This window comes from Mucilaginibacter sp. Mucisp86 (assembly GCF_047324315.1).
Taxonomy (GTDB): Bacteria; Bacteroidota; Bacteroidia; order Sphingobacteriales; family Sphingobacteriaceae; genus Mucilaginibacter.
In genome coordinates this window covers 3,511,401-3,532,679 of the sequence record NZ_CP168503.1, presented here as the reverse complement: position 1 = coordinate 3,532,679, position 21,279 = coordinate 3,511,401, and the positions used below count along the sequence as shown (strand labels likewise).

The 21,279-nt window shown below is 42.6% G+C and carries 18 protein-coding genes; 10 read left to right on the top strand and 8 right to left on the bottom strand.

All coding sequences use genetic code 11. The annotated features are described in order from the left end of the window. The first annotated feature begins 151 nt into the window (after window positions 1-151). Both ACEN9X_RS15010 and ACEN9X_RS15005 read left to right on the top strand, forming a co-directional pair. Window positions 152-3,322, top strand: a complete 3,171-nt coding sequence (locus ACEN9X_RS15010; protein WP_413665915.1) for an ATP-dependent DNA helicase — start codon at window positions 152-154, stop codon at window positions 3,320-3,322. A 485-nt stretch (window positions 3,323-3,807) separates the two neighbouring features. Continuing rightward, window positions 3,808-5,154, top strand: a complete 1,347-nt coding sequence (locus tag ACEN9X_RS15005; protein ID WP_413665914.1) for a M28 family peptidase — start codon at window positions 3,808-3,810, stop codon at window positions 5,152-5,154. A gap of 155 nt (window positions 5,155-5,309) precedes the next feature. Here the strand turns inward: ACEN9X_RS15005 and ACEN9X_RS15000 are convergent, their stop codons facing one another. Genes ACEN9X_RS15000 through ACEN9X_RS14990 form a run of 3 tightly spaced genes read right to left on the bottom strand, consistent with a single transcriptional unit; the run spans window position 5,310 to window position 7,216 of the window. Further along, window positions 5,310-6,110: an ABC transporter permease gene (locus tag ACEN9X_RS15000; protein WP_413665913.1), complete on the bottom strand. Its 801-nt coding sequence runs from the start codon at window positions 6,108-6,110 to the stop codon at window positions 5,310-5,312. Between the two features lie 3 nt (window positions 6,111-6,113). Beyond that, entirely contained in the window at window positions 6,114-7,013 is a 900-nt protein-coding gene (locus ACEN9X_RS14995; RefSeq protein ID WP_413665912.1) for an ABC transporter ATP-binding protein, read from the bottom strand. Next, window positions 7,007-7,216: a hypothetical protein gene (locus tag ACEN9X_RS14990; RefSeq protein WP_110586698.1), complete on the bottom strand. Its 210-nt coding sequence runs from the start codon at window positions 7,214-7,216 to the stop codon at window positions 7,007-7,009. Before ACEN9X_RS14990 ends, ACEN9X_RS14995 begins: the two co-directional genes overlap by 7 nt. A gap of 241 nt (window positions 7,217-7,457) precedes the next feature. On the opposite strand from ACEN9X_RS14990, the gene ACEN9X_RS14985 reads away from it, so the two are divergent. The 7 genes from ACEN9X_RS14985 to ACEN9X_RS14955 all read left to right on the top strand — a co-directional run bounded on the left by ACEN9X_RS14985 (window position 7,458) and on the right by ACEN9X_RS14955 (window position 14,777). Then, complete coding sequence (locus ACEN9X_RS14985; RefSeq protein ID WP_413665911.1) at window positions 7,458-8,513, top strand: sensor histidine kinase; 1,056 nt, start codon at window positions 7,458-7,460, stop codon at window positions 8,511-8,513. Window positions 8,514-8,531: 18 nt separating this feature from the next. Beyond that, on the top strand, window positions 8,532-9,866 hold the full coding sequence (locus tag ACEN9X_RS14980) for a DUF1080 domain-containing protein (RefSeq protein WP_413671110.1): 1,335 nt from the start codon (window positions 8,532-8,534) through the stop codon (window positions 9,864-9,866). Window positions 9,867-9,920: 54 nt separating this feature from the next. Beyond that, window positions 9,921-10,658: a LytR/AlgR family response regulator transcription factor gene (locus tag ACEN9X_RS14975; protein ID WP_413671109.1), complete on the top strand. Its 738-nt coding sequence runs from the start codon at window positions 9,921-9,923 to the stop codon at window positions 10,656-10,658. Window positions 10,659-11,150: 492 nt separating this feature from the next. Beyond that, entirely contained in the window at window positions 11,151-13,373 is a 2,223-nt protein-coding gene (locus ACEN9X_RS14970; RefSeq protein ID WP_413671108.1) for an ATP-binding protein, read from the top strand. Window positions 13,374-13,375: 2 nt separating this feature from the next. Continuing rightward, window positions 13,376-13,795, top strand: coding sequence for a response regulator (locus ACEN9X_RS14965; RefSeq protein ID WP_413671107.1), 420 nt, complete (start codon window positions 13,376-13,378; stop codon window positions 13,793-13,795). A 4-nt stretch (window positions 13,796-13,799) separates the two neighbouring features. Further along, window positions 13,800-14,156: a response regulator gene (locus tag ACEN9X_RS14960; RefSeq protein ID WP_413671106.1), complete on the top strand. Its 357-nt coding sequence runs from the start codon at window positions 13,800-13,802 to the stop codon at window positions 14,154-14,156. Window positions 14,157-14,171: 15 nt separating this feature from the next. Then, window positions 14,172-14,777, top strand: a complete 606-nt coding sequence (locus ACEN9X_RS14955; RefSeq protein ID WP_413671105.1) for a biliverdin-producing heme oxygenase — start codon at window positions 14,172-14,174, stop codon at window positions 14,775-14,777. 579 nt (window positions 14,778-15,356) lie between these two features. Here the strand turns inward: ACEN9X_RS14955 and ACEN9X_RS14950 are convergent. Beyond that, complete coding sequence (locus ACEN9X_RS14950; protein WP_413671104.1) at window positions 15,357-17,117, bottom strand: ABC transporter ATP-binding protein; 1,761 nt, start codon at window positions 17,115-17,117, stop codon at window positions 15,357-15,359. A gap of 73 nt (window positions 17,118-17,190) precedes the next feature. Next, window positions 17,191-17,754, bottom strand: coding sequence for a ribosome recycling factor (gene frr / locus ACEN9X_RS14945; RefSeq protein ID WP_413671103.1), 564 nt, complete (start codon window positions 17,752-17,754; stop codon window positions 17,191-17,193). 151 nt (window positions 17,755-17,905) lie between these two features. On the opposite strand from frr, the gene ACEN9X_RS14940 reads away from it, so the two are divergent. Further along, window positions 17,906-18,292: a hypothetical protein gene (locus ACEN9X_RS14940; protein WP_413671102.1), complete on the top strand. Its 387-nt coding sequence runs from the start codon at window positions 17,906-17,908 to the stop codon at window positions 18,290-18,292. 530 nt (window positions 18,293-18,822) lie between these two features. Here ACEN9X_RS14940 and cdaA read toward each other — a convergent pair. From cdaA to ACEN9X_RS14925, 3 genes are all read right to left on the bottom strand, one after another. Continuing rightward, a complete protein-coding gene (gene cdaA, locus ACEN9X_RS14935; RefSeq protein WP_112575059.1) occupies window positions 18,823-19,614 on the bottom strand; it encodes a diadenylate cyclase CdaA in 792 nt (263 codons plus the stop codon). A 103-nt stretch (window positions 19,615-19,717) separates the two neighbouring features. After that, entirely contained in the window at window positions 19,718-20,188 is a 471-nt protein-coding gene (locus ACEN9X_RS14930) for a group II truncated hemoglobin (protein WP_413671101.1), read from the bottom strand. A 77-nt stretch (window positions 20,189-20,265) separates the two neighbouring features. Beyond that, window positions 20,266-21,237 (bottom strand): polyprenyl synthetase family protein, encoded by a 972-nt coding sequence (locus ACEN9X_RS14925; RefSeq protein ID WP_413671100.1) that lies wholly within the window; start codon window positions 21,235-21,237, stop codon window positions 20,266-20,268. Window positions 21,238-21,279 lie beyond the last annotated feature (42 nt).

Sequence of the window (21,279 nt, the reverse complement as noted above, 5' to 3'; positions counted from 1 at the left end):
ATTTCCATTTTAAGTCCTAATTTTGATACCGGCAGCTTTGGTGTTCAGATAAGTATCTTAAGCACGCCTGACTATCAAACATCAGAATACAAGGAATTTTAATAACCAAATTAAAAGTCTCCCCCTTCAGGGGGAGATTTAGAGGGGGCTTATGCAATCTACATTCAATAAATATAATAACAAGTTTAAAGAAGCTTTAGCAGGATTAAACCCCGAGCAATTGGCGGCAGTTAATAAAATGGATGGCCCGGTGCTCGTAGTAGCAGGGCCCGGTACCGGTAAAACCCAGATCCTGGCGGCCCGGATAGGCAAGATCCTGACTGATACTGACGCTTCGCCCAGTGAGATATTGTGCTTAACCTATACCGACGCCGGCGCTGTGGCCATGCGTAAACGCCTTTTTGAATTTATAGGCCCCGATGCTTACCGTATTAATATATATACCTTCCACGCTTTTTGTAACGAGATTATCCAGGAAAACCTGGAATATTTCGGCAAACTGAATTTGGAATCACTGTCGGACCTGGAATCGGCTATGCTTTTCCGCGAACTGGTTGACGAATTCCCGAACGATCACCTGCTGAAGCGTTTTACCGGCGATATTTATTATGATGTGCCCCGCCTCAAAAGCCTGTTCAGCACTATGAAACGGGAAAACTGGGATGCCGCTATGATTGAACAGGCGGTAAATGAATACCTGGAAGACTTGCCCAACCGCGAAGAGTTTATTTATAAACGGGCCAATGCCAAAGCAGGCATCAAGGTTGGCGACCCTAAACAAAAAGATATCGATGCCGCGCATGACGTAATGAAAAAGCTGCTGGCAGCCGTTGGCGAGTACCAGAATTATACTGAAAAGATGAAAAACCGCGGCCGCTATGATTATGATGACATGATCATCTGGGTGTTGCGTGCCTTCCGTGATAATGAAGAAATATTACGCCGTTACCAGGAGCGTTACCAATATATTTTGGTAGATGAATTTCAGGACACCAGCGGTTCGCAAAATGAGCTGTTACGTTTTTTGCTTAATTACTGGGATACGCCAAACGTTTTTGTGGTGGGCGATGATGACCAGTCGATATTTAAATTTCAGGGTGCCAACATGAAAAACATCCTTGATTTTGCTAATGATTATGTAGATACGCTGTATACTGTAGTATTAAAACATAACTATCGCTCCAACCAGCAGATCCTCGATATTTCAAAAGCCCTTATCGACAATAACTTTGAGCGATTGACCAGCCAGCTTAATTTAGATAAAGCTTTAAAATCATCACACCCTCGTTTTAATGACTTGCTGGTTGAGCCGGTGATCCGCGAGTATGAAAATCCCGATAAAGAACTGGTTGATGTATCCCTCCGGATCAAACAACTGGTTGCCGAAGGTATACATCCAGGAGAGATAGCCGTGATTTATCGCAATCACAACCAGGTTGAAGAAATGATCAAATTCCTGGATGTGCAAAAGATCCAGGTAAATACCAAACGTAAAATTGATATACTCACTCAGCCCTTCGGCGAAAAGATCATCAATATTTTACAATACCTTGCCATGGAGCTCGACTCACCATACAGTGGTGATGAACTGCTGTTTGAGATCATGCACTATGACTTTTTCAATATCCCTCCTATTGAAATTGCCAAAGCAAGTGTAGCGGTATTTAAGGAAAACTTTGGTACGCTGGCCTACAATCAGCCTAAAACATCCATCCGCCGTTATGTGAGCGAAATGAGGCCACCCAAACAAGCTGACCTTTTTCAGCCCGATCAACAACAGGAAATGCGATACCTCGTAAGCAATATTGATTACCTGCTTAAAGACGCAGTAAGTGTTACCCTGCAGCAGCTTTTTCAAAGCGTTATCTCCAAAATGGGCATCCTTAAATACATTATGCAGCAGGAGGATAAAGGCAGCTACATGCAGATGCTCACCAGCTTTTTTGATTTTCTGAAGGATGAAAGTCGCAAAAGGCCCGATATCAGTCTGAATGACCTGATCCAGACCATTGAGATGATGAAGAAGCACCAGATTCGCCTGGAGCTCAACCAAAGTATCTTTTCTGAAAACGGCATTAACTTCCTTACCGCACACGGCTCCAAAGGCCTTGAGTTTGAATACGTGTTTTTTATTGGTTGCGATAAACGTACCTGGGACAGCAAAGGCCGTAACAGCGGTTTCAGTTACCCGGATACCCTTACCCGTGCCGTGGCCGACGATATAGCTCAAAAAGAGGAAGCCCGCCGGTTGTTTTACGTGGCCGTAACCCGCGCCAAGCAGCACCTCGTAATCTCATACGCTGCTAAAGATAAAAAAGACAAAGACCAGGAAGCAAGCCAGTTTGTAGGTGAGATACTGGCCAGTACCAACCTGCAGGTACAATATCCAAAAGTGAACGCCGATGATATGATCGACTTCCAGGCAACCCAGTTTAGCGAAACCGACAAACCTAAAGTTGAGTTATTGGATAAAAACTATATTAATCAGCTGCTGCAAAACTATACTTTATCGGTAACCCACCTAAGCAGTTATCTGGATTGCCCGCTGCGCTTTTATTTTCAGTGCCTCATCAGGGTGCCATCGGGCAAAAGTCCGGCGGCTACATTTGGACAGGCAGTGCACTGGGCGCTTAACAAAACTTACAGGCAGTTGAAGGATAATGATAACGAGTTTTTGAGTACAGAAAATTTCATGCGTGAATTCAGATGGTATATGGCCCGCAACCGCGATTCATTTACTAAAGATGAGTTCAAGCTACGCTCAGCTTATGGCGAAAAGATCCTGCCTCCGTATTATGAGCAAAATGTACCGCACTGGAATAAAATAGCGGTAACCGAGCGATCAATAAAAAACATCGAAGTAGCAGGTGTACCTATTAAAGGTAACCTGGATAAAATTGAATTTGACGGCAAGCAGGCTACTGTTGTTGACTATAAAACCGGCAAACCCAAAAATGCCAAAGATAAGCTACTGCGCCCAACCAACGATGCACCAAACGGGGGCGATTACTGGCGACAAGCTGTATTTTATAAAATACTGATAGATCATGACCGCACTACCGACTGGCAGGTGATAAGCACCATTTTTGATTTTGTTGAACCGATAAGCGATGGTGAATATTACAGCGAAAAATTTGTGATAACACCTGAGGATGTAGAGATAGTAACCGGGCAGATCAAAGATACCTATGAACAGATCATGGCGCACAATTTCAGCACAGGCTGCGGCAAAAAAGAATGCGACTGGTGCCATTTTGTAAAAAGCAATTTTAAACAGGCCGATGAGATTTTAGGGATTGTTGCGGAGGAGGAAGGGGAATAAAAAGAATATTTTCAAAATCCCCTCTTGAGAGCAGGGCTGTTGCATTCTAATGTTTAGTCGCAAGCTCAAGCGTCTTTCGCTTGAATTATGGCTCCGGTAAGCGTCCACGCTTACCTTTTTGATGTTGTTACGCGAGCGTGGACGCTCAAAAAGGGCCAACACTCGAGCGTGGATGCTCGACCGTGCGATTTTTAAAGCACATTGATTTAGAATGCAACAGCCCTGCTCTTGAGAGGGAGCGCGTAGGAACAAGTGGTAGCTGGGGTGTGTTTCTGCTATAAGTTTATCAAAACAGAAACACACCCCTCCGCCCCTCTCAAGAGGGGAATCGCACAATCCCGCGTTTTTGCTTCCTTGAGTTAACGGCTATTGCGTGAACTCTTGAACGTGCGACGTCATTAAAAAAACACCATCACGGGATTATTACAATGCGTTTCATTCTGTCAATTCATTAATTCCATAAATTCGGGTTCAGACATCATTTTATGAAACACATTCTCCCATTTATCCTCCTCATCCTAACCCTTCCGGCCACCGCCCAAACCATCGTAAAACAGGATGCTGCTATTAAACAAATGGTTGATGAGGTATCGGCCAAAAATATTGAAGCTACCATTCGCAAGCTGGTAAGCTTCAAGAGCCGCCATACGCTGAGTGATACCACCAGCAAAAGCACCGGAAGCGGAGCAGCCCGAAACTGGATCAAAGCTGAAATGGAGAAATATGCCGCGGAATCAAACGGGCGGATGACCGTTCAGTTTGATACTTTCACACAGTCCAAAAGTCAGCGCGTTGATAAACCTATCAAATTAAAAAATGTACTGGCTATATTAAAAGGTACAGATCCGAATGATACCCGGGTATACCTGGTTTCGGGTCATTACGATTCGCGGATTAACGACGTGATGGATGCCAACGGTATTGAGCCCGGAGCCAATGATGATGCTTCGGGCACGGCACTTTCGATGGAATTGGCAAGGGTGATGGCCAAACGGTCGTTCCCGGCTACTATTATTTTCATGACGGTGGTTGGCGAAGAACAAGGGCTTTACGGATCGGCCAATGTTGCCAGACGGGCCAAAGCCGAAAACTGGAATGTGGATGCCATGCTGAATAATGACATCGTAGGCAATACCTACGGCATGGAAACCGACCTGAAGGACAACCGCAGTGTAAGGGTTTTTAGTGATGGTGTGCCTACCGCTGCTACGGACAAACAAGTGGCAGCGCTAAAATCGTTAGGTGGCGAAAACGATAGTCCGTCGAGGCAGCTGGCACGATATACCAAAGAAATTGGGGAGCGCTATGTTGATCAATTGGATGTAAAGCTTATTTACCGGCGCGACCGTTACCTGCGCGGCGGTGATCACCTGCCATTTTTAGAACAGGGCTTTACTGCCGTAAGGTTTACCGAAATGAATGAAAACTTTAACCGTCAGCACCAGAATATCCGCACGGAAAATGGCGTTGAATACGGCGACCTTCCCGATTTTGTCGATTTTACTTATGTACAAAAGGTGGCCCGCATGAACCTTGCGGTATTGGCCAATCTTGCTTTCGCCCCAGCCGAGCCTCAAAGTGTGGGTATAATAACAAGTGACCTAACCAACAAAACCAAACTGAAATGGGAAAGTCCAGCTACGGGTAAAAAACCGGCTGGCTATTATATACTGATGCGTGAAACTATCAGCCCTTATTGGGAAAAGAAATTTTATGTAACCGATACTTCGGCTACGCTGAATTACTCAAAGGATAATTATTTTTTTGCGGTGCAGTCGGTTGATGCAGATGGGCATGAGAGTTTACCTGTATTTCCGAAGCCTGTGAGATAAATTGATGGAAATTGCATACTAAAAAACCCATGTCATTGCGAGCGCAGCGCGGCAATCGCATGCTATACAGAGCGGCTGTGCTAATCGATTGCTTCATACCTTGCAATAACTATTTGGGAAAAAGCTCCTAACCTCCAGCCTCTAATCACTAACAGCTACTTCACGCTCTTACGCTGCACAATAAAATATCCGGCAATAAATACCACCAGGGCTATCGCCATACTTACAAATACGTCTTTGGTAAAAACATCTATCTGTAACCTGTTAGAGGGATCACCATGATTATTTTTTAACATGCTGCTGATAGCTGCCATGGGGTGAGCGTATGGAAATAAGTAACTATACTCCCAACCTTTTGTAGCTGCTACAACTCCGGCTATGGTACATACAAAGCCTATCCCCATCGGTTTTAAGAAATCGGCCCAAAATAAGCTGAGCAAAAACTGGATAGAAAGGATACCTAACGATGATAAAAAAAGTTTAAAATAGATCTGCGCCAGTTCACTTTCCATATGGTAATTATCAAACCGGAGTTCGGGTTTAACTATACTCAGCAAATTACCAAAACCTATAGTGAACAGTACAAACAGCGTTAAACATAAAAACACGAGGAATACTGCATAAAAATATTTGGCTGCATAAACTGACCAGCGCGGAATTGGCAGGTTAAACAACGTTTTCCAGGTATCAGCCCTGTGTTCAATGCTATTTACTGAGTAGGCAATAAAAATGATATAAATCGGCAATATTAGCGACCCCATGACAGCCAAAATAGCACCAGCAAACTGTAGCCAAAGCATCATTGGCGGCAATGATACCAACTTTTCACTTTTGGTATAAAACCCGGCAAACAGCAAAACCCCTATCAGCAAAGGCAGTATAACAGAGGCCCAAAAGCCAAGTGTTTTACGGCTTTTATAAAACTCCGAACGGAATGATAGTATAAATCCTTTCATGGCTTAGGCGCTTTGGGTGATATCTAAAAATAGTTTTTCGAGATCTTTTTGTTGCTTGCTGATGCTGTAAACCGTTTGTCCGTTTTTGTTTAGCAGCGTATTAATCTCGCCCATTTGCTGTTTGGAAATGTAGGGTACCAGTAAATGTTCGTCGGTTACGTCAGTTACATTGATATGGTTGCGTGTTAACAGGTTGGCAGCGTCGACAGTATTCTCTGCCTCAACACGTACCAGCGGTTTACTGATGGCCTGCAAATCGGCTATACTGCCCTGAAAAAGCATAGCGCCGTTGTTAATAATACCCACATGGGTAGCCATGCGTTCAATTTCACCCAATAGGTGGCTTGATATAAAAACGGTTTTACCGTGTTTAGCAACCAATTTTTTCAGCAACTCGCGGATCTCAATAATGCCATTGGGATCCAGTCCGTTGGTAGGCTCATCTAAAATTAACAATTTAGGATCGGCCAGCAGCGCCAGTGCAATGCCAAGGCGTTGTTTCATCCCCAGTGAATATTGGCCGGCCTTTTTATTGGCAGCATGGCTTAGCTGCACAAGGTTAAGCATATCTTCAACGCGTTGAGCGGGTACCTGCAACAATAAGGCCCTGTTCAATAAATTTTCTCTCCCGGTTAAATGCTGATATAAAGCAGGCTGCTCAATAAGCGAGCCTATTTGTGAAAGTATGCTGATGCGGTTTGTTTTGATGTCCTGCTCAAAGATGTTGATGTTGCCTGCATCAGGTTTTAGCAGGTTAAGCAGAAGCTTGATGGTAGTGGTTTTCCCGGCACCGTTGGGACCGAGAAAACCATATATACTTCCTTCCGGAACTTGCAGCGCCAGCGATTTAACTACCTGCTGCTTACCAAAGGTGAAGGAAAGCCCTTCGGTTTTAATTACCATATATTATTTTTTGCAATTGAGCAAACGGTTTTAACCATTACAAAACCTTTGTGAAACAATGAGGTAGCATGTACTGCTGTGCGGCCAATTATTGCTGTTTCCTTTTTTTGCTCGAACTGGTAGCTTACCCCCAAAATAAGGGCAAACATTACCGGGATCAATAACATTATAAAAGGATTTGAATTTTTGATAAGCGTTTTCATTGTGAGTGGTGATTTTATACAACAAAGGAATATCAAAAAAATAACCTGCTAAAATCATTTAGACCAACACACTTTGTTTATAGATGAACGCTTTTCTGCATCTTTTAACCGGTTCATCGATAATAAAAGCCAGTTCATCGAAAAAAAGGGCGGCTATATATAAATAACAGGCCGATATCATTATCAAAATATTAAATTAGATGCCACACCCATAAATAAAAAAGGGATTTAAAAACAGCGAATGGAGGCTTCATTACCATTACCGAAATCCAGAACAGGCATCAAAACTGCATGGATAATTTTTTGGCACCTGTTTTTCTGGGCGGCCATTATATCCTTTTTTGTTTTTTTGGCGAGGCTTAACGATGCAATGCTCAGTACCAAGGAATTACTGGTGATATTTTTGCTTTATCCTACCATTAACATTAGCCTGTTTTATCTTAACTACCTGGTTTTCATACCAAAATTCCTCAATAAAAAACGATATTGGCAATACGCCACTTTTGTGCTTACAAGCATCATAGTTTACGGTGTAGCCAAATATGGGGTAGGCCTTTTATTTAAAGATATTGTATTGGTACATCAAAAAGGGCACGTTACCAGCTTCGCCACCTATTTTTACAGCAGTATTTTCACCAGCCTGATATTTGTTTTTTTAAGTACCGCCCTGAAGTTCAGTACAGACTGGTTCCTGAACGAACGGATCCAGCGCGATCTGGAAAACCAGCGCCTCATTGCAGAGCTCGCCTTCTTGAAGTCGCAGATCAACCCACATTTTTTGTTTAACTCCCTGAACAGTATCTATTCGCTGGCCTACCAGCGTTCCGAAACTACCCCCGAAGCCATTTTGAAGCTTTCGGAAATTATGCGTTATATGTTATATGAGTGTAACGATAATAAAGTTGATTTAAGCAAAGAGCTCCAGTACCTGCAAAATTATATCGACCTGCAAAAGATCCGCTTCGGCAGCAAAGCCTTTATTGACTTTAAGGTGGATGGCAATATTACCGATCAGAAAATAGAACCCTTGCTGCTGATTGCTTTTATCGAAAACGCCTTTAAGCATGGCGTTGCCAATGATATCACTTCGCCCATAAAGTTGCTTATTAATGTGGCCGACGGCAAGCTGCATTTCTATATCCAAAACAAAAAACATAACCATAACCGCGATGCGGTTGGCGGTATTGGTTTGATAAACGTACAACGCCGGCTCGATTTGCTTTACCCCAACAGGTATTCCCTAAAAATCAGGGACGAAGAATATACTTACACTTGCGAATTATCAATAGATTTATAGTTATAACCCATTATAACCATGGCCTATCTGAAAAATCTACTCACAGTTTTGTTTTTAGCGGCATCGGCGTTTTCAGTCCGTGCACAAACAGATCCAAAAGCAACCGAGGTTTGGGACCCCGAACCAGAAGTTGTTTTGCCGGGTGCAGGCGACAAACCTCCGTCTGATGCTATTATTTTGTTTGATGGCAAAAACCTTGATAAGTGGACAGATCAGAAGGGCAACAAACCGGGCTGGATAGTAAAGGACGGTATAGTAACTGTTAAGCCGGGCAGCGGCTCCATCATCACCAAACAAAACTTTGCCGATTGTCAGTTGCATATCGAATGGCGCACCCCGACCGTTGTTAAAGGCGAAGGGCAGGAGCGCGGAAATAGCGGTGTAATTATGCAAAGCCGGTACGAACTGCAGATCCTTGATAGCTATAAAAACCGCACTTACTCTAACGGGCAGGCCGGTTCCATTTACAAACAATATGTACCGCAGGTGAATGCTTCGCTTAAACCGGGCGAGTGGCAAAAATATGATATCATTTATACCGCACCGCGTTTTAATATTGATAGCTCGGTTAAAACGCCTGCGTTTATTACGGTGATGCATAATGGTGTGCTGGTGCAAAACCACGTGGCTATAAAAGGTACGGTAGCACACGTTGGTCAGCCTAAATATCAAAAACATCCTTTCGCACTGCCGCTGTTATTGCAGGAGCATGAGTTCCCGGTATCGTTCCGCAATATCTGGATCAGGGAGCTTGGTGTTCAAAAACTATTGAACGGTAAGGATAAAAAAGGCTGGTATACTTATTTGGATACCTTGGGCAAGGATAACGACGTACATAATAATTTCGCCATAGAAAATGGGATGGTACATGTTATGGGCAAATACTTTGGCTACATGGCTACCAAAAAATCGTACGATAATTATTACCTGAAGGTGGTGTTTAAATGGGGAACCAAACAATACCACCCACGCGAAAAAGGAGCCCGCGATGCCGGTATCTTATACCATTTTGGCGAAGGCGATAAAGATGTGGTATGGCCCAGGTCGATAGAGTGCCAAATCCAGGAAGGTGATTGCGGCGATATCTGGTGCGTACAGCATACCAGTGTTGTTACACCTAATAAATCGGCCATTGAGTGGGACCAGCAGCGTGTTTACCGCACGGCAAATTTTGAAAACCCGCACGGCGAGTGGAACACCATCGAAATCATTTGTAACGGCACCCAGATTGAGCACTATATAAACGGGCACCGGGTAAACTGGGGGATAGCATCCTTATCGCACGGTCGGATCCTGCTACAATCGGAAGGGGCAGAAATTTGGTACAAATCGGTTGATTTGACACCGTTATAACAAAACAGCACATTAAAAAATTTAAGATATCCATTATTACATTATTTTTACGCTATGATCAGATGTTTGGTAGTTGACGATGAGCCTTTGGCGCTGCATATTTTGGAAGACTATATTTCCAAGATGCCTTTTTTGCAATTGGTTAAAGCCACAACCAACCCTATCGAGGCGCTCACCATGGTTCAGGCCGCAGAAGTTGACCTGGTATTTTTAGATGTGCAAATGCCCGAGCTTACCGGCATCCAGTTTTTGAAAATAGCCAACGGCAAGGCCAAAGTTATTTTAACCACCGCTTATCCACAATATGCGCTTGAGGGCTATGAACTTGACGTGGTTGATTACCTTTTAAAGCCTATCGCATTTGATCGCTTTTTTAAATCGGTGCAAAAGGCTCAAAGCATTATCCAACCGGTAGTGGCTAAGCCGCAGCAGGTAGTTGTACAGGCCGAACCTGTGCAGCAGGATGATTTTTCAACCGATTTTATCTTTGTAAAAACCGAGCATAAAATTCAGAAGGTTTATTTGCACGATATCCTTTTTATAGAAGGCTTGAAAGACTATATCAGCATCTTCACCTCTGCTGAGCGGATCATCACCCTGCAGGGCATGAAAAAGATGGAGGATGCCTTACCCGAAAAACATTTCGTGCGGGTTCATAAATCGTATATCGTCGCCCTCAATAAAATAGACAGCATTGAACGGAGCCGTATCCAGATAGGTGAGAAGATCATCCCCGTTGGCGACACTTACCGCGACGAGTTTTTCCGGATGATTGAGAATAAGAATATTTAGGGGTTAACGTTGATTCGCAAATAATACCAACACTTATAAAAACACGACATTTAAGCGCAGCGTGGCAACCTTGTAGCCAATGCATGTCCGCTCAATATAACTACGGGATTGCCACGTCGCCCCTTAACTTAGGCCTACGCGGCTCCTTATAATGACGTGATCGTATGTTATTGATTATTAAGTATGTTTTTTATCAGTTTTGTGAATGTGGGCGTTGCCTGCGGCCCGTGCTATCCGCTCATACTGCACAGGCATTAGCCACATGGCCGGTATCCGCTACTATCACTAACGCGGCCCCCGCACAGTATCGCTGGAATATATTTTTTACGTCATTACGATTTTTTTCAGGCTTCCCCTGATGGGTACTCGCAATGACATGATTTATTTATTCCGCAAATACCCCCCTCCTTACAACTTACCTATTTAAAAAATATATTTCATAAAAGTGAATTTTTTGTATTTTACACGGTCATTGATCCTATAAAACATACTATGAGTTACCAGGTAGACCTGACCAACTGCGACAGAGAACCCATCCATATCCCCGGAAAGATCCAATCGCACGGTTTTTTGATCGCTGTAAACAGCCAATCGTACAACATTTCCTACATCAGCCAAAACATTGAAAGCTACACCGGTGTTAATGCCGCCAGGCTGTTAGGTAAAAATATTGCTGAGCTGGAAGAGCAATTAGCCATAGCAAGCAATACCGCATCCTTACAACAATTGCTAAACCTGGCCAAAGGTTCAAAAAGCTCGGACACCATTAATCCACTGGCTATTGATATAAAAGGCGTTAATTATAATCTCATCATCAGTCATTCAACTAATGACCTGGTGCTGGAATTTGAGCCGACCGAATCAGACCTGGGGCATGACATCCAAAAAACTATTGGTCGCTCCGTAGCTGAGATCTTAAGTGGTAAAAATCTATCCATATTGCTGCAAAACGCTGCCTTTGAAATAAAAAAGATCATCAACTATGATAGGGTAATGATCTATAAATTTAATGAGGACGGGCACGGCGAGGTAACTGCCGAAGTGAAGAACGACGACCTGGAACCTTTTTTAGGTTTACATTATCCGGCATCGGATATCCCCAAACAGGCCCGCGAGCTTTATAAGATCAATCTTACCCGTATCATAGCCGATGTAAATTCAGAAAGTTCGGCTATTATTACTTATGAGGAAGGAACTGTACCGCTCGACCTTACCCATTCGGTATTACGGGCAGTATCACCTATCCACATCCAGTATTTAAAAAACATGGGGGTTGGGTCGAGCTTTAGTATTTCACTTATCGCCCACGGTGAACTTTGGGGACTTATCGCCTGCCATAATTATTCGCCCCGATTTATAGATTATAAATCGCGCGATGCCTCTAAACTGATCGGCCAAATCCTGTCATCAGCTTTGGAATACAGACAAGACGAAGAAGACTCGGCAAAACTCCATGAACTGGGTGAGGCGGTCAATACCATTGCCGATTATATAAAAAAAGACACCGATTTCACTTTTGCATTAACCCGCAATAAGGTTACAATTAAAGATGTTACCACAGCAACAGGTGCAGCACTGATATATGATGACGAAATAAACATCATAGGACAGGCGCCTACAGAAGAGCAAATTACCGACATAATTGAATGGCTTAAAGTAAATATGGTTGATACCGTTTACAGCACGCACCGTTTCCCTGAGATATTCCCGGCGGCAAAGGATTACAGCGGCGTTGCCAGTGGTATATTGGCCTGTTCATTGTCAAGAGAACTTGGCGAAATGATCATCTGGTTTAAACCGGAGCAAATAAAGTCTATTAACTGGGCAGGCAATCCCGAAAAACCGGTTGAAGAAACGGCAAATGGCTTATTACAGCTATCACCAAGGAAATCATTTGAAAGCTGGACACAAATCGTCAAAAACACCTCAGAAAAGTGGAAACAAGATGAGATCACTGCAGTTTTACGGGTACGGGAAGACATCATTTATGCCATTAACCGTAAAGCAAACGAGATCAGGATCCTGAACGAACGTTTGCAACTGGCCTATGATGAGCTGGACACTTTTAGTTATACCATATCGCATGACCTGCGGACCCCACTTTCTTCTATAAAAAATTACTCAGAGTTGCTGCTATCGAGCAACAAAAGCCTGGATGAACAGGCTAAGAAAATGCTCGACAGGATTATAAAGGGTACCGACAAAATGCATATGCTCATTAAAGAGATCCTGCATTACTCGCGTGTGGGCCGTGCCGAAATTGAAGCGGTGCCAATTAACATGAAGCTGTTACTAAATGAAATTAAAAGGGAAGTACTATCGGCCCTGAACCCTGAAAATATTGAATTTACCATTGGCGAAACACCATCAATTGAAGGAGACAGTGTAATGATAACACAGGTGTTCACCAATTTGATTAATAACGCCGTTAAATATTCATCAAAAGCAACCCCATCCAAAGTAAAAATTGAAGGAGTGGTTAAAACCAACGAAATAGTTTATTCCGTATCTGACAACGGCGTTGGTATTGATGTTAACTATTATAACCGTGTGTTTGAATTATTTAAACGCATGGACAACGCGCTGGAGTTTGAGGGCACAGGCGTTGGCCTTGCCATTGTAAAACGCATTGTTGAAAAACACAAAGCACGTATTTGGTTTGAAAGCAAATTAGGATTTGGCACAGTTTTTTATATATCTTTTAAAATTAGTTAGTTGTGAGTTCGCCTGATATTTTATATGTTGAAGATGACGAAGATTTTGCATTTATAATGCAGCATGCCGTACAAGAAGTAAAAAATGGACTTACCGTAAAGATCATTGATAATGGGAAAGATGCGCTTGAGCAATTAAAGCAGCTTACCGAAGCCAGGGTTAAACCGAAGCTTATACTGCTCGATCTCAATTTGCCGGGGCTTTCGGGGCTCGATCTGGTAAAACGTATCCGTGAAATTCCATTTTTAAAGTATGTGCCTGTGGTATTTTTTTCAACCTCTGATAATCCCAAAGACGTTAAAGCATCGCTTGAATTTGGCGCTAATGCCTATTTAACTAAGCCCGCCGGTTATTTAAACCTGGTAAGTTGCGTTGAATCACTTTATAACTTTTGGTTCACTAAAAACCTTAATATCAATTAAAGCATTGAAAAAAATATTAGTTATTGAAGATGATGCCGATATAGCCGACATCATGGGCATCGCTCTGGGCGATAAATATGAGGTTGAGGTTAAACGCGACGGCCACGAGGTTGTAGCACAAATCGAAAACTTTTTGCCCGACCTGATCATACTCGATAACTATATTGGCCAGCGGCAGGCCGGGGAGATCATTAAAGAAATTCATCAATATGATGACCACAGGACTATACCTTTTGTATTATTTTCTGGTCATGAAAATATTATACACCTCGCTAAAATGCTCAATGCAACTTCATTCCTCGCGAAACCTTTTGCACTTGATGATCTTTACAAATGCATAGATGGTATCTTAGCGGCGTAAAAAACACGCATATCTATGCTTCATGAAAAAATAAAACAGGCTACAGCCCATTTGCATGATCAGCTTGAGCAAAAAATGTTTGTAAGCCAGATTATGGATGGCTCGCTTACATTTGAGCAGTATCAAACCATATTGACAGTAAACTATGCTACTCACCTCGCAACAGAAGATTTTTTGTTTTCTGCTCTTAGCGATAAACTGCGTCAAAAACTGCATATCGAAAGCAGGATAAAACTACCGGCATTACTACGTGACCTGGAGGAGATCAATTCGGCAGTGGGGGGGGCGCCAAACACTGCCCCCGGTTTTATCGACGTAAACAGTGATGCCTCAGTTTTGGGTGCCATGTATGTGTTGGAAGGCGCAACGCTTGGCGGCAGCGTCATAGCAAAACGCCTCAAAACCAATGAGCAGTTGTTGCCTTACAATCTGAACTATCATTATTACCAGGTGTATGGCGATCAGCTTGGCTTAAAGTGGAAACAATTTTTAGAGGTACTTAATACGATACCTGAAACTGAACACGAAGCAGCGATAAAAAATGCTGTAAGTTTGTTTGAGCATATGGCAAACACTAAGATAGCTACTACTACCGTAGTACTTGCACCGCCGGAGGTATAAAGGTTTAACTCCGTCATTGCAAGTCACCCATCAGGAAAATCCTGAAAAAATCGTGATGACGTCTAATCTATGTTTTAGGGTATTGCGTGGGGGCAGCGTTAGGGATAGAAGCGTAAAGCCCACAGCGCGGGTTGGGTTTGCGGGCAGGGAAGGCGAGGACTTGCAGCGGATAGCCCGGGCCGCAGGCAACGCCCATATCACAAAAAAAATCAAAAATAGACCTAATAATCAATAGCTTACGATCACGTCATTATAATGAAACAAAGAAAAATAAGAAGACGCTGTATCAAAAATCAAATTGACCACCCCTGGTGTTGTGTTACCTTTGAATTGTAACTTAGCCGATAATATTTATACTAAAAAGGGGGGTTAACACTTTTTTGGCATAAAAAACACCCAACTAATTGACTACAAGCGATATAAGTAAAAATAGGCACAAAATTCTGTTAACCCTGTTAACCCCCTTCTGTCAGTAGAGTCAACCCAAAACTACCTATCACTTAAGTATCCGAATAAGTCAAAATAAGAAGGGGCTGTATCACGATTATGCTACAGCCCCTTCTTTATAAAATGGGGATTTCAATCCAACGCATCTGCTGTATCCTTCTCTCCTATCTGTTGCCTCCACATAGCGTAGTACAAACCTTTTTGAGCAATCAGATCGGCATGTTTACCGCCTTCAATAATGCGGCCTTTCTCCAGTACATAAATACTGTCGGCATGCATAATAGTTGATAATCGGTGAGCGATCAGGATAGTGATATGATTTTCTTTTTCGGATACATTACGGATGGTTTCTGTGATCTCCTCTTCGGTGATAGAATCAAGTGATGAGGTAGCTTCGTCAAATACCAGGATATCCGGTTGGCGCAGTAACGCTCGCGCTATGGAAAGACGCTGTTTTTCACCACCCGAAACTTTTACACCACCTTCGCCAATTACAGTACTTAAACCTTTATCAGCGCGGGCAAGCAGGGTTTGGCAGGCGGCACGTTGCAGTACATCCATACATTCCTCATCGGTAGCATTGGGACGCACAAATTGCAGGTTCTCGCGGATAGTACCGGAAAACAGTTGTGTATCCTGGGTTACAAAACCAATCTTCTCACGCAACTGATCAAGATCGATATCATTGCTTACCGTACCATTGTATAAAATATCCCCCTGTAAAGGCTGATACAAACCTACCAGTAATTTCACCAGCGTTGTTTTACCCGAACCCGACGGCCCTACAAACGCTATCGTTTCACCCGAATTAGTTTCGAAGCTGATATGATTAAGCGCGTTACGGTTAGCCGTTAGGTGTTTAAAACTAACATCGTTAAAGGTCAGTTTATCTACTTTTTCAAGCAGCACCGGCTTTTCAGGTTTTTTATCAATAGGGATGCTCAATATCCTGTTGAAGTTACCAAGAGAAACCTCGGCCTCGCGCCATGAAAGGATCACGTTGCCCAACTCCTGCAAAGGGTTAAATAAAAAGAAGGAATAAAACAAAAAGCTAAAGTACTGGCCCGGCGAAATAGTACTCTTAAAGATGAGCATTAACAGTACCACAACCATTACGCTGCGCACGAAATTTACCGTGGTTCCCTGTACAAAGCTCATGCTGCGCACGTACTTCACTTTTTTCAGTTCCAGGTCGAGGATTTTGTAGGTTGTATTATTTAACCTTGCTATTTCCTGCTTTGCCAAACCCAGGCTTTTTACCAGTTCGATATTTCTTAACGACTCGGTAGTTGAACCTGCAAGAGCAGTTGTTTCGGCTACGATTGTTTTCTGGATTTTCTTGATCCTCCGGCTCATGGCCATACTTACAAAGGCAATAACGGGTATTGCAGCAAAATAAACAAGCGTAACCTTATAACTCACATTGATAGAGTAAACAATTACAAATACCATCCCGATTAACGATACAAACAGGATCCCGATAAAAGAGGTAATAAACTTTTCGCAATCCAGCCGTACCTTTTGTAATATGCCCAGGGTTTCGCCGCTGCGCTGATCTTCAAATACCTGGTACGGCAGCTCAAGCGAGTGCTTTAAGCCATCGGCATACATTTCGGCGCCAACCTTTTGGGTAATGATATTGGTAAAATAATCCTGGAAGTTTTTGGCTATCCGCGATACCATGGCAACACCAATAGCTGCCCCTACAAGCAATAATACTTTGTTTAAATATTCGTCATAGTGAAGGGAGGTGCGCTGTTCAATAACGCGGTCAACTATACGACCGGTTATCCAGGGATCCAACAGCGAGAAACCTATATTCATGGCCGCCAGGAATAGTGCAAATACCACAATCCAGCGGTGTTTTTTTAAGTAAGAGATTAATACATTCATGTTTCGGCAACAAACATAAAAAAAGGGAATGGCTAAGTAGCTCATTCCCTTTTAATTTGACATAAGGTTAATATTAAACCGTCATGATATCTTTTTCTTTAGCCTCTGAAAGCTGATCAACTTTAGCGATGTAAGCGTCGGTAAGTTTTTGAACTTCAGCCTCACCTGTTTTTATTTCATCCTCAGAAACACCTTCTGATTTTAGTTTCTTGATCTTTTCGTTGGCATCTTTACGGATGTTCCGAACAGCTACCTTACCGGTTTCAGCTTCTGCTTTAGCTTTCTTAACCAGGTCACGACGACGCTCTTCGGTAAGTGGTGGTACATTGATACGGATAATGATACCGTCGTTTTGTGGGTTAACACCTAAGTTAGCTTCTTTAATAGCTTTTTCGATAGGGTTTAACAATGATTTTTCCCATGGCTGAACAACAATGGTACGGGCATCAGGGGTGTTAACACTGCCTATCTGGCTTAATGGTGTTTGGGTGCCATAGTAATCAACCCTGATATCGTCAAGTAATGAAGGGCTCGCCTTACCTGCACGTATTTTATTTAATTCGCTATCTGCATGGTCAATGGCCTTTTCCATCAAAGCCTTTGCATCGTTCACTTGTTTTTTAATGAGTTCGCTCATCGGTTTTTAAATTTTCAACAAAAGTAACAAAATCTATGATTTTACAGCTTTGGTATTTGGGTACAATTCAAAAGCATTTAACATTTAATAACATTATTTAACATTTAAATATTATTGAATGATAGGTATATTAGTATAAAATATTATCGCCATGAAAAAAACTTTATTTTTTGTTATTCTGATAGCCTGTGCAGGTCAGCTTAAAGCACAAACGCTTAATAAAGTGCCTAACAATAATAATCCTGTCGATAAGCTTTTTAACCTGAAACCATTAAAGGCAGATACTAATCTATCGAAGTTGATTCCGATACTTCCGAAAAACGGGCTCCTAAATAATAACACCTTGTTAAATACCCGAGAGCTTATCGCCGATGAACCTGTTTACAGCCGTATGCCGGTAGTTAAAACTTACCCGAGTGATAATATGCCCGTTGTTAAAACAGATGAGCCGGGAATGAAATATCATATGCTGATTAAAAGAATAGACGTAGTTAATCCGGATAGCGTTAAGGTGAAGAAAGATAAAGTTACTCCGTGATAATGCTTTTGTCCGCATTCAACTTATAAAACCATATTCCAGACAAAAAGAGAAGTGGATATGCTGAATAAGCAATAAAGCCCCTTTTGTTTAAAAATGACCGTGTATGGAACAATAAGAAAAATAAAAGTACAAAAAGTGCTATACCAATCACAGATAATGTTAGCTTCACTAAGTTTCTGTTTAAGATGATCTTACTAAGCAAGCTTGTTATTAAATAAAACAATATAAAGCCAGGCACAGATAGCAACAATCCGAAGAATACCATATAAAGCATATATGACATTAATTGCAGCATTGACCACAGAGGTTCAGAAAAAAAATTGCCCTCACCGCCAAATGGCAACTGCGCTACCAATATAATAACAGGAGCAATTAAGAAAGAGGTAAACCAGATCCTTAAACAATAAGACCTTACAGGTTTCATATATAGTTGATTGACGGTACATTAATTGCAGCGTCACAAGTCGGCCCAGCACTATCCTCCACACAAGACTTGCGCCACTTGAGATGTTGGACTTTCTTCAGCTTCAAAAATCCTTATTCAAAACCTTCTCCAGCTCCGCAAAGCTGATATTCATTTTAACCCGGCCCTGCTTAGCGTATGAAATCTCGCCGGTTTCTTCAGATACGATGATGGCAGTTGCCTCATTAGCCTCTGTTACACCTATACCTGCCCTGTGACGCAAACCAAACTGTGCCGGCAGGTCTGTTTTTTCGGTAAGCGGCAAAATACAACTGGCCGATTTAATTTTATTCTCCGAAATTACTACCGCCCCATCATGCAGCGGACTGGTTTTTTGAAAGATACTTTCCAGCAAGCGTTTTGAAATTTTAGCCTCCACAACCTCACAGCTGTTTTGGTAAAACTGCTCATCATAATACTTGGCAAAAACGATAAGCGCCCCGGTACGGGTTTGCTTTAGGCTTTTGCAGGCATCAATAATGGGCTTGATTCGGGCATAGTTGTTTTTCTCAACTTCGGATTTTCCGAAGAAATACTGCCACCAGGCTTTATTACGCTGTAGTGAAGCATTCTTGCCTACCAATAATAAAAACCGCCTCACCTCCTGCTGAAACACTACGATAATGGCAATGATCCCCACATCAACAAACTTACCCAGGATAATGGTAAGCAGCTTCATATCCAATGCCTTCACTACAAAGTTTAGGGCAAAGATCACCGCAAAACCGATAAAGATATTGGCCGCAATAGTCCCCCTGATGAGGTTGTACAACTGGTAAATAATCAATGCCACCAGCAATACATCAAGGATAGAGAAGAAACCTATTTTGGGAAAGAGAGATTGTAAGGACTGCATTTACGAAGTTAATAAGTTTACCCGAACATAAACGCCGGAAAGCGGGTAAATATGATCAACCTGTTAACAGCAATAACCATTTTACATACCCGTGTTTATCTTTTCAGGGATTGTAAGGGCCTCCTGGCACGCCCCAGCCCCATTGCGGCATCGGCGTATCCGGGCTTTCTGTTGTATTATCCGTTTGAGAATTTAATACCGCTATCCGAGTACCCCATTCCAGGTAAGCCATAAAAGCCGAACGAAACTCAGGATCATCTGGCAGCGATAGCTCATCCGCAGTTTGCAGCAACAGTTCAATCCAGCGTTTGCGGTGCGCTTCTGTTAAATGCTTTTGCAAATGTTTATTGATCATGGCATAGTGGCTGCCTTCGGTTTCGCTGTAAGTTTTAGGTCCGCCAAAAACTTCGCTTACAAAATGAGCCACATGCATCCGATGCTGAGGCGACATATGCTTAAATACGGGCTCCAGCAGTTCATCGGCCAAAACCTTATCATAAAATTGATTGAAAAGCTGTTCAAAAGCAGGTGTACCACCCGCCCACTCAAACAACGTAGGGACTGTTGTTGTCATAATTGTAAATACCGGTTATGATAAAGATAAACAGTACATCTTTAAAAAGTCAGTAATTTACAAAAGCCATAAATTAATTATTTGTTTCGCTCGGTAGTGAACTTTACCAGTTGCTCCAACCCGCGGTGCGAATCACTGTCAGGAAAAGTATTCAGGATTTCGAAAGCCTCATCCTGGAAACGCTTCATTTGCGTTTCGGCATATTGAAGGCCGCCGGTATCCTTTACGAATTTGATGATCTCGGCTATTTTTTTAGGGTCTTCATTATGGTTCTTCACCAGGTTGATCACCCTCTTTTTTTCTGAACTGCTGCAATTGGCCAGCGCATAAATAAGCGGCAAAGTAACTTTTTTCTCCTTGATATCGATTCCTAATGGTTTCCCCACATCATCAGTACCAAAGTCAAACATATCATCCTTAATCTGGAAAGCTATGCCAATCTTCTCGCCAAAGAGGCGCATTTTTTCGATAATCTCATCGCTGGCTCCGGCAGATGCAGCCCCACAGGCGCAGCATGATGCGATAAGCGATGCTGTTTTCTGCCTGATTACATCATAATAAACCGGTTCGCCAATATCCATACGGCGCACCTTTTCAATCTGCATAAGTTCACCTTCGCTCATTTGCTTAACAGCGTCGGATACGATACGCAACAGTTGGAAATCATTATTATCGATAGAAAGCAGTAAGCCTTTTGAAAGCAGGTAATCTCCTACCAAAACGGCTATCTTGTTTTTCCATAAAGCATTGATAGAGAAAAAGCCGCGGCGCTGATAGGAGTTGTCAACCACATCATCATGCACAAGTGATGCCGTATGCAACAGTTCAACTAATGCAGCCCCACGGTGCGTTGCCTCATTGATGCCCCCGCAAATACTGGCCGAAAAGAACACGAACATAGGGCGGATCTGCTTGCCTTTACGCTTTACAATATAATGTGTAATGCGGTCAAGCAGCGGAACAGAACTCTTCATCGAGTTCCTGAATTTCTCCTCAAACGCATCAATATCAGCAGCAATAGGTTTTTTAATGTCGTTGATGCTCAGCATTGCAACCAAAACAGTATTTTATGTTAACCACCGCCTTGTGAC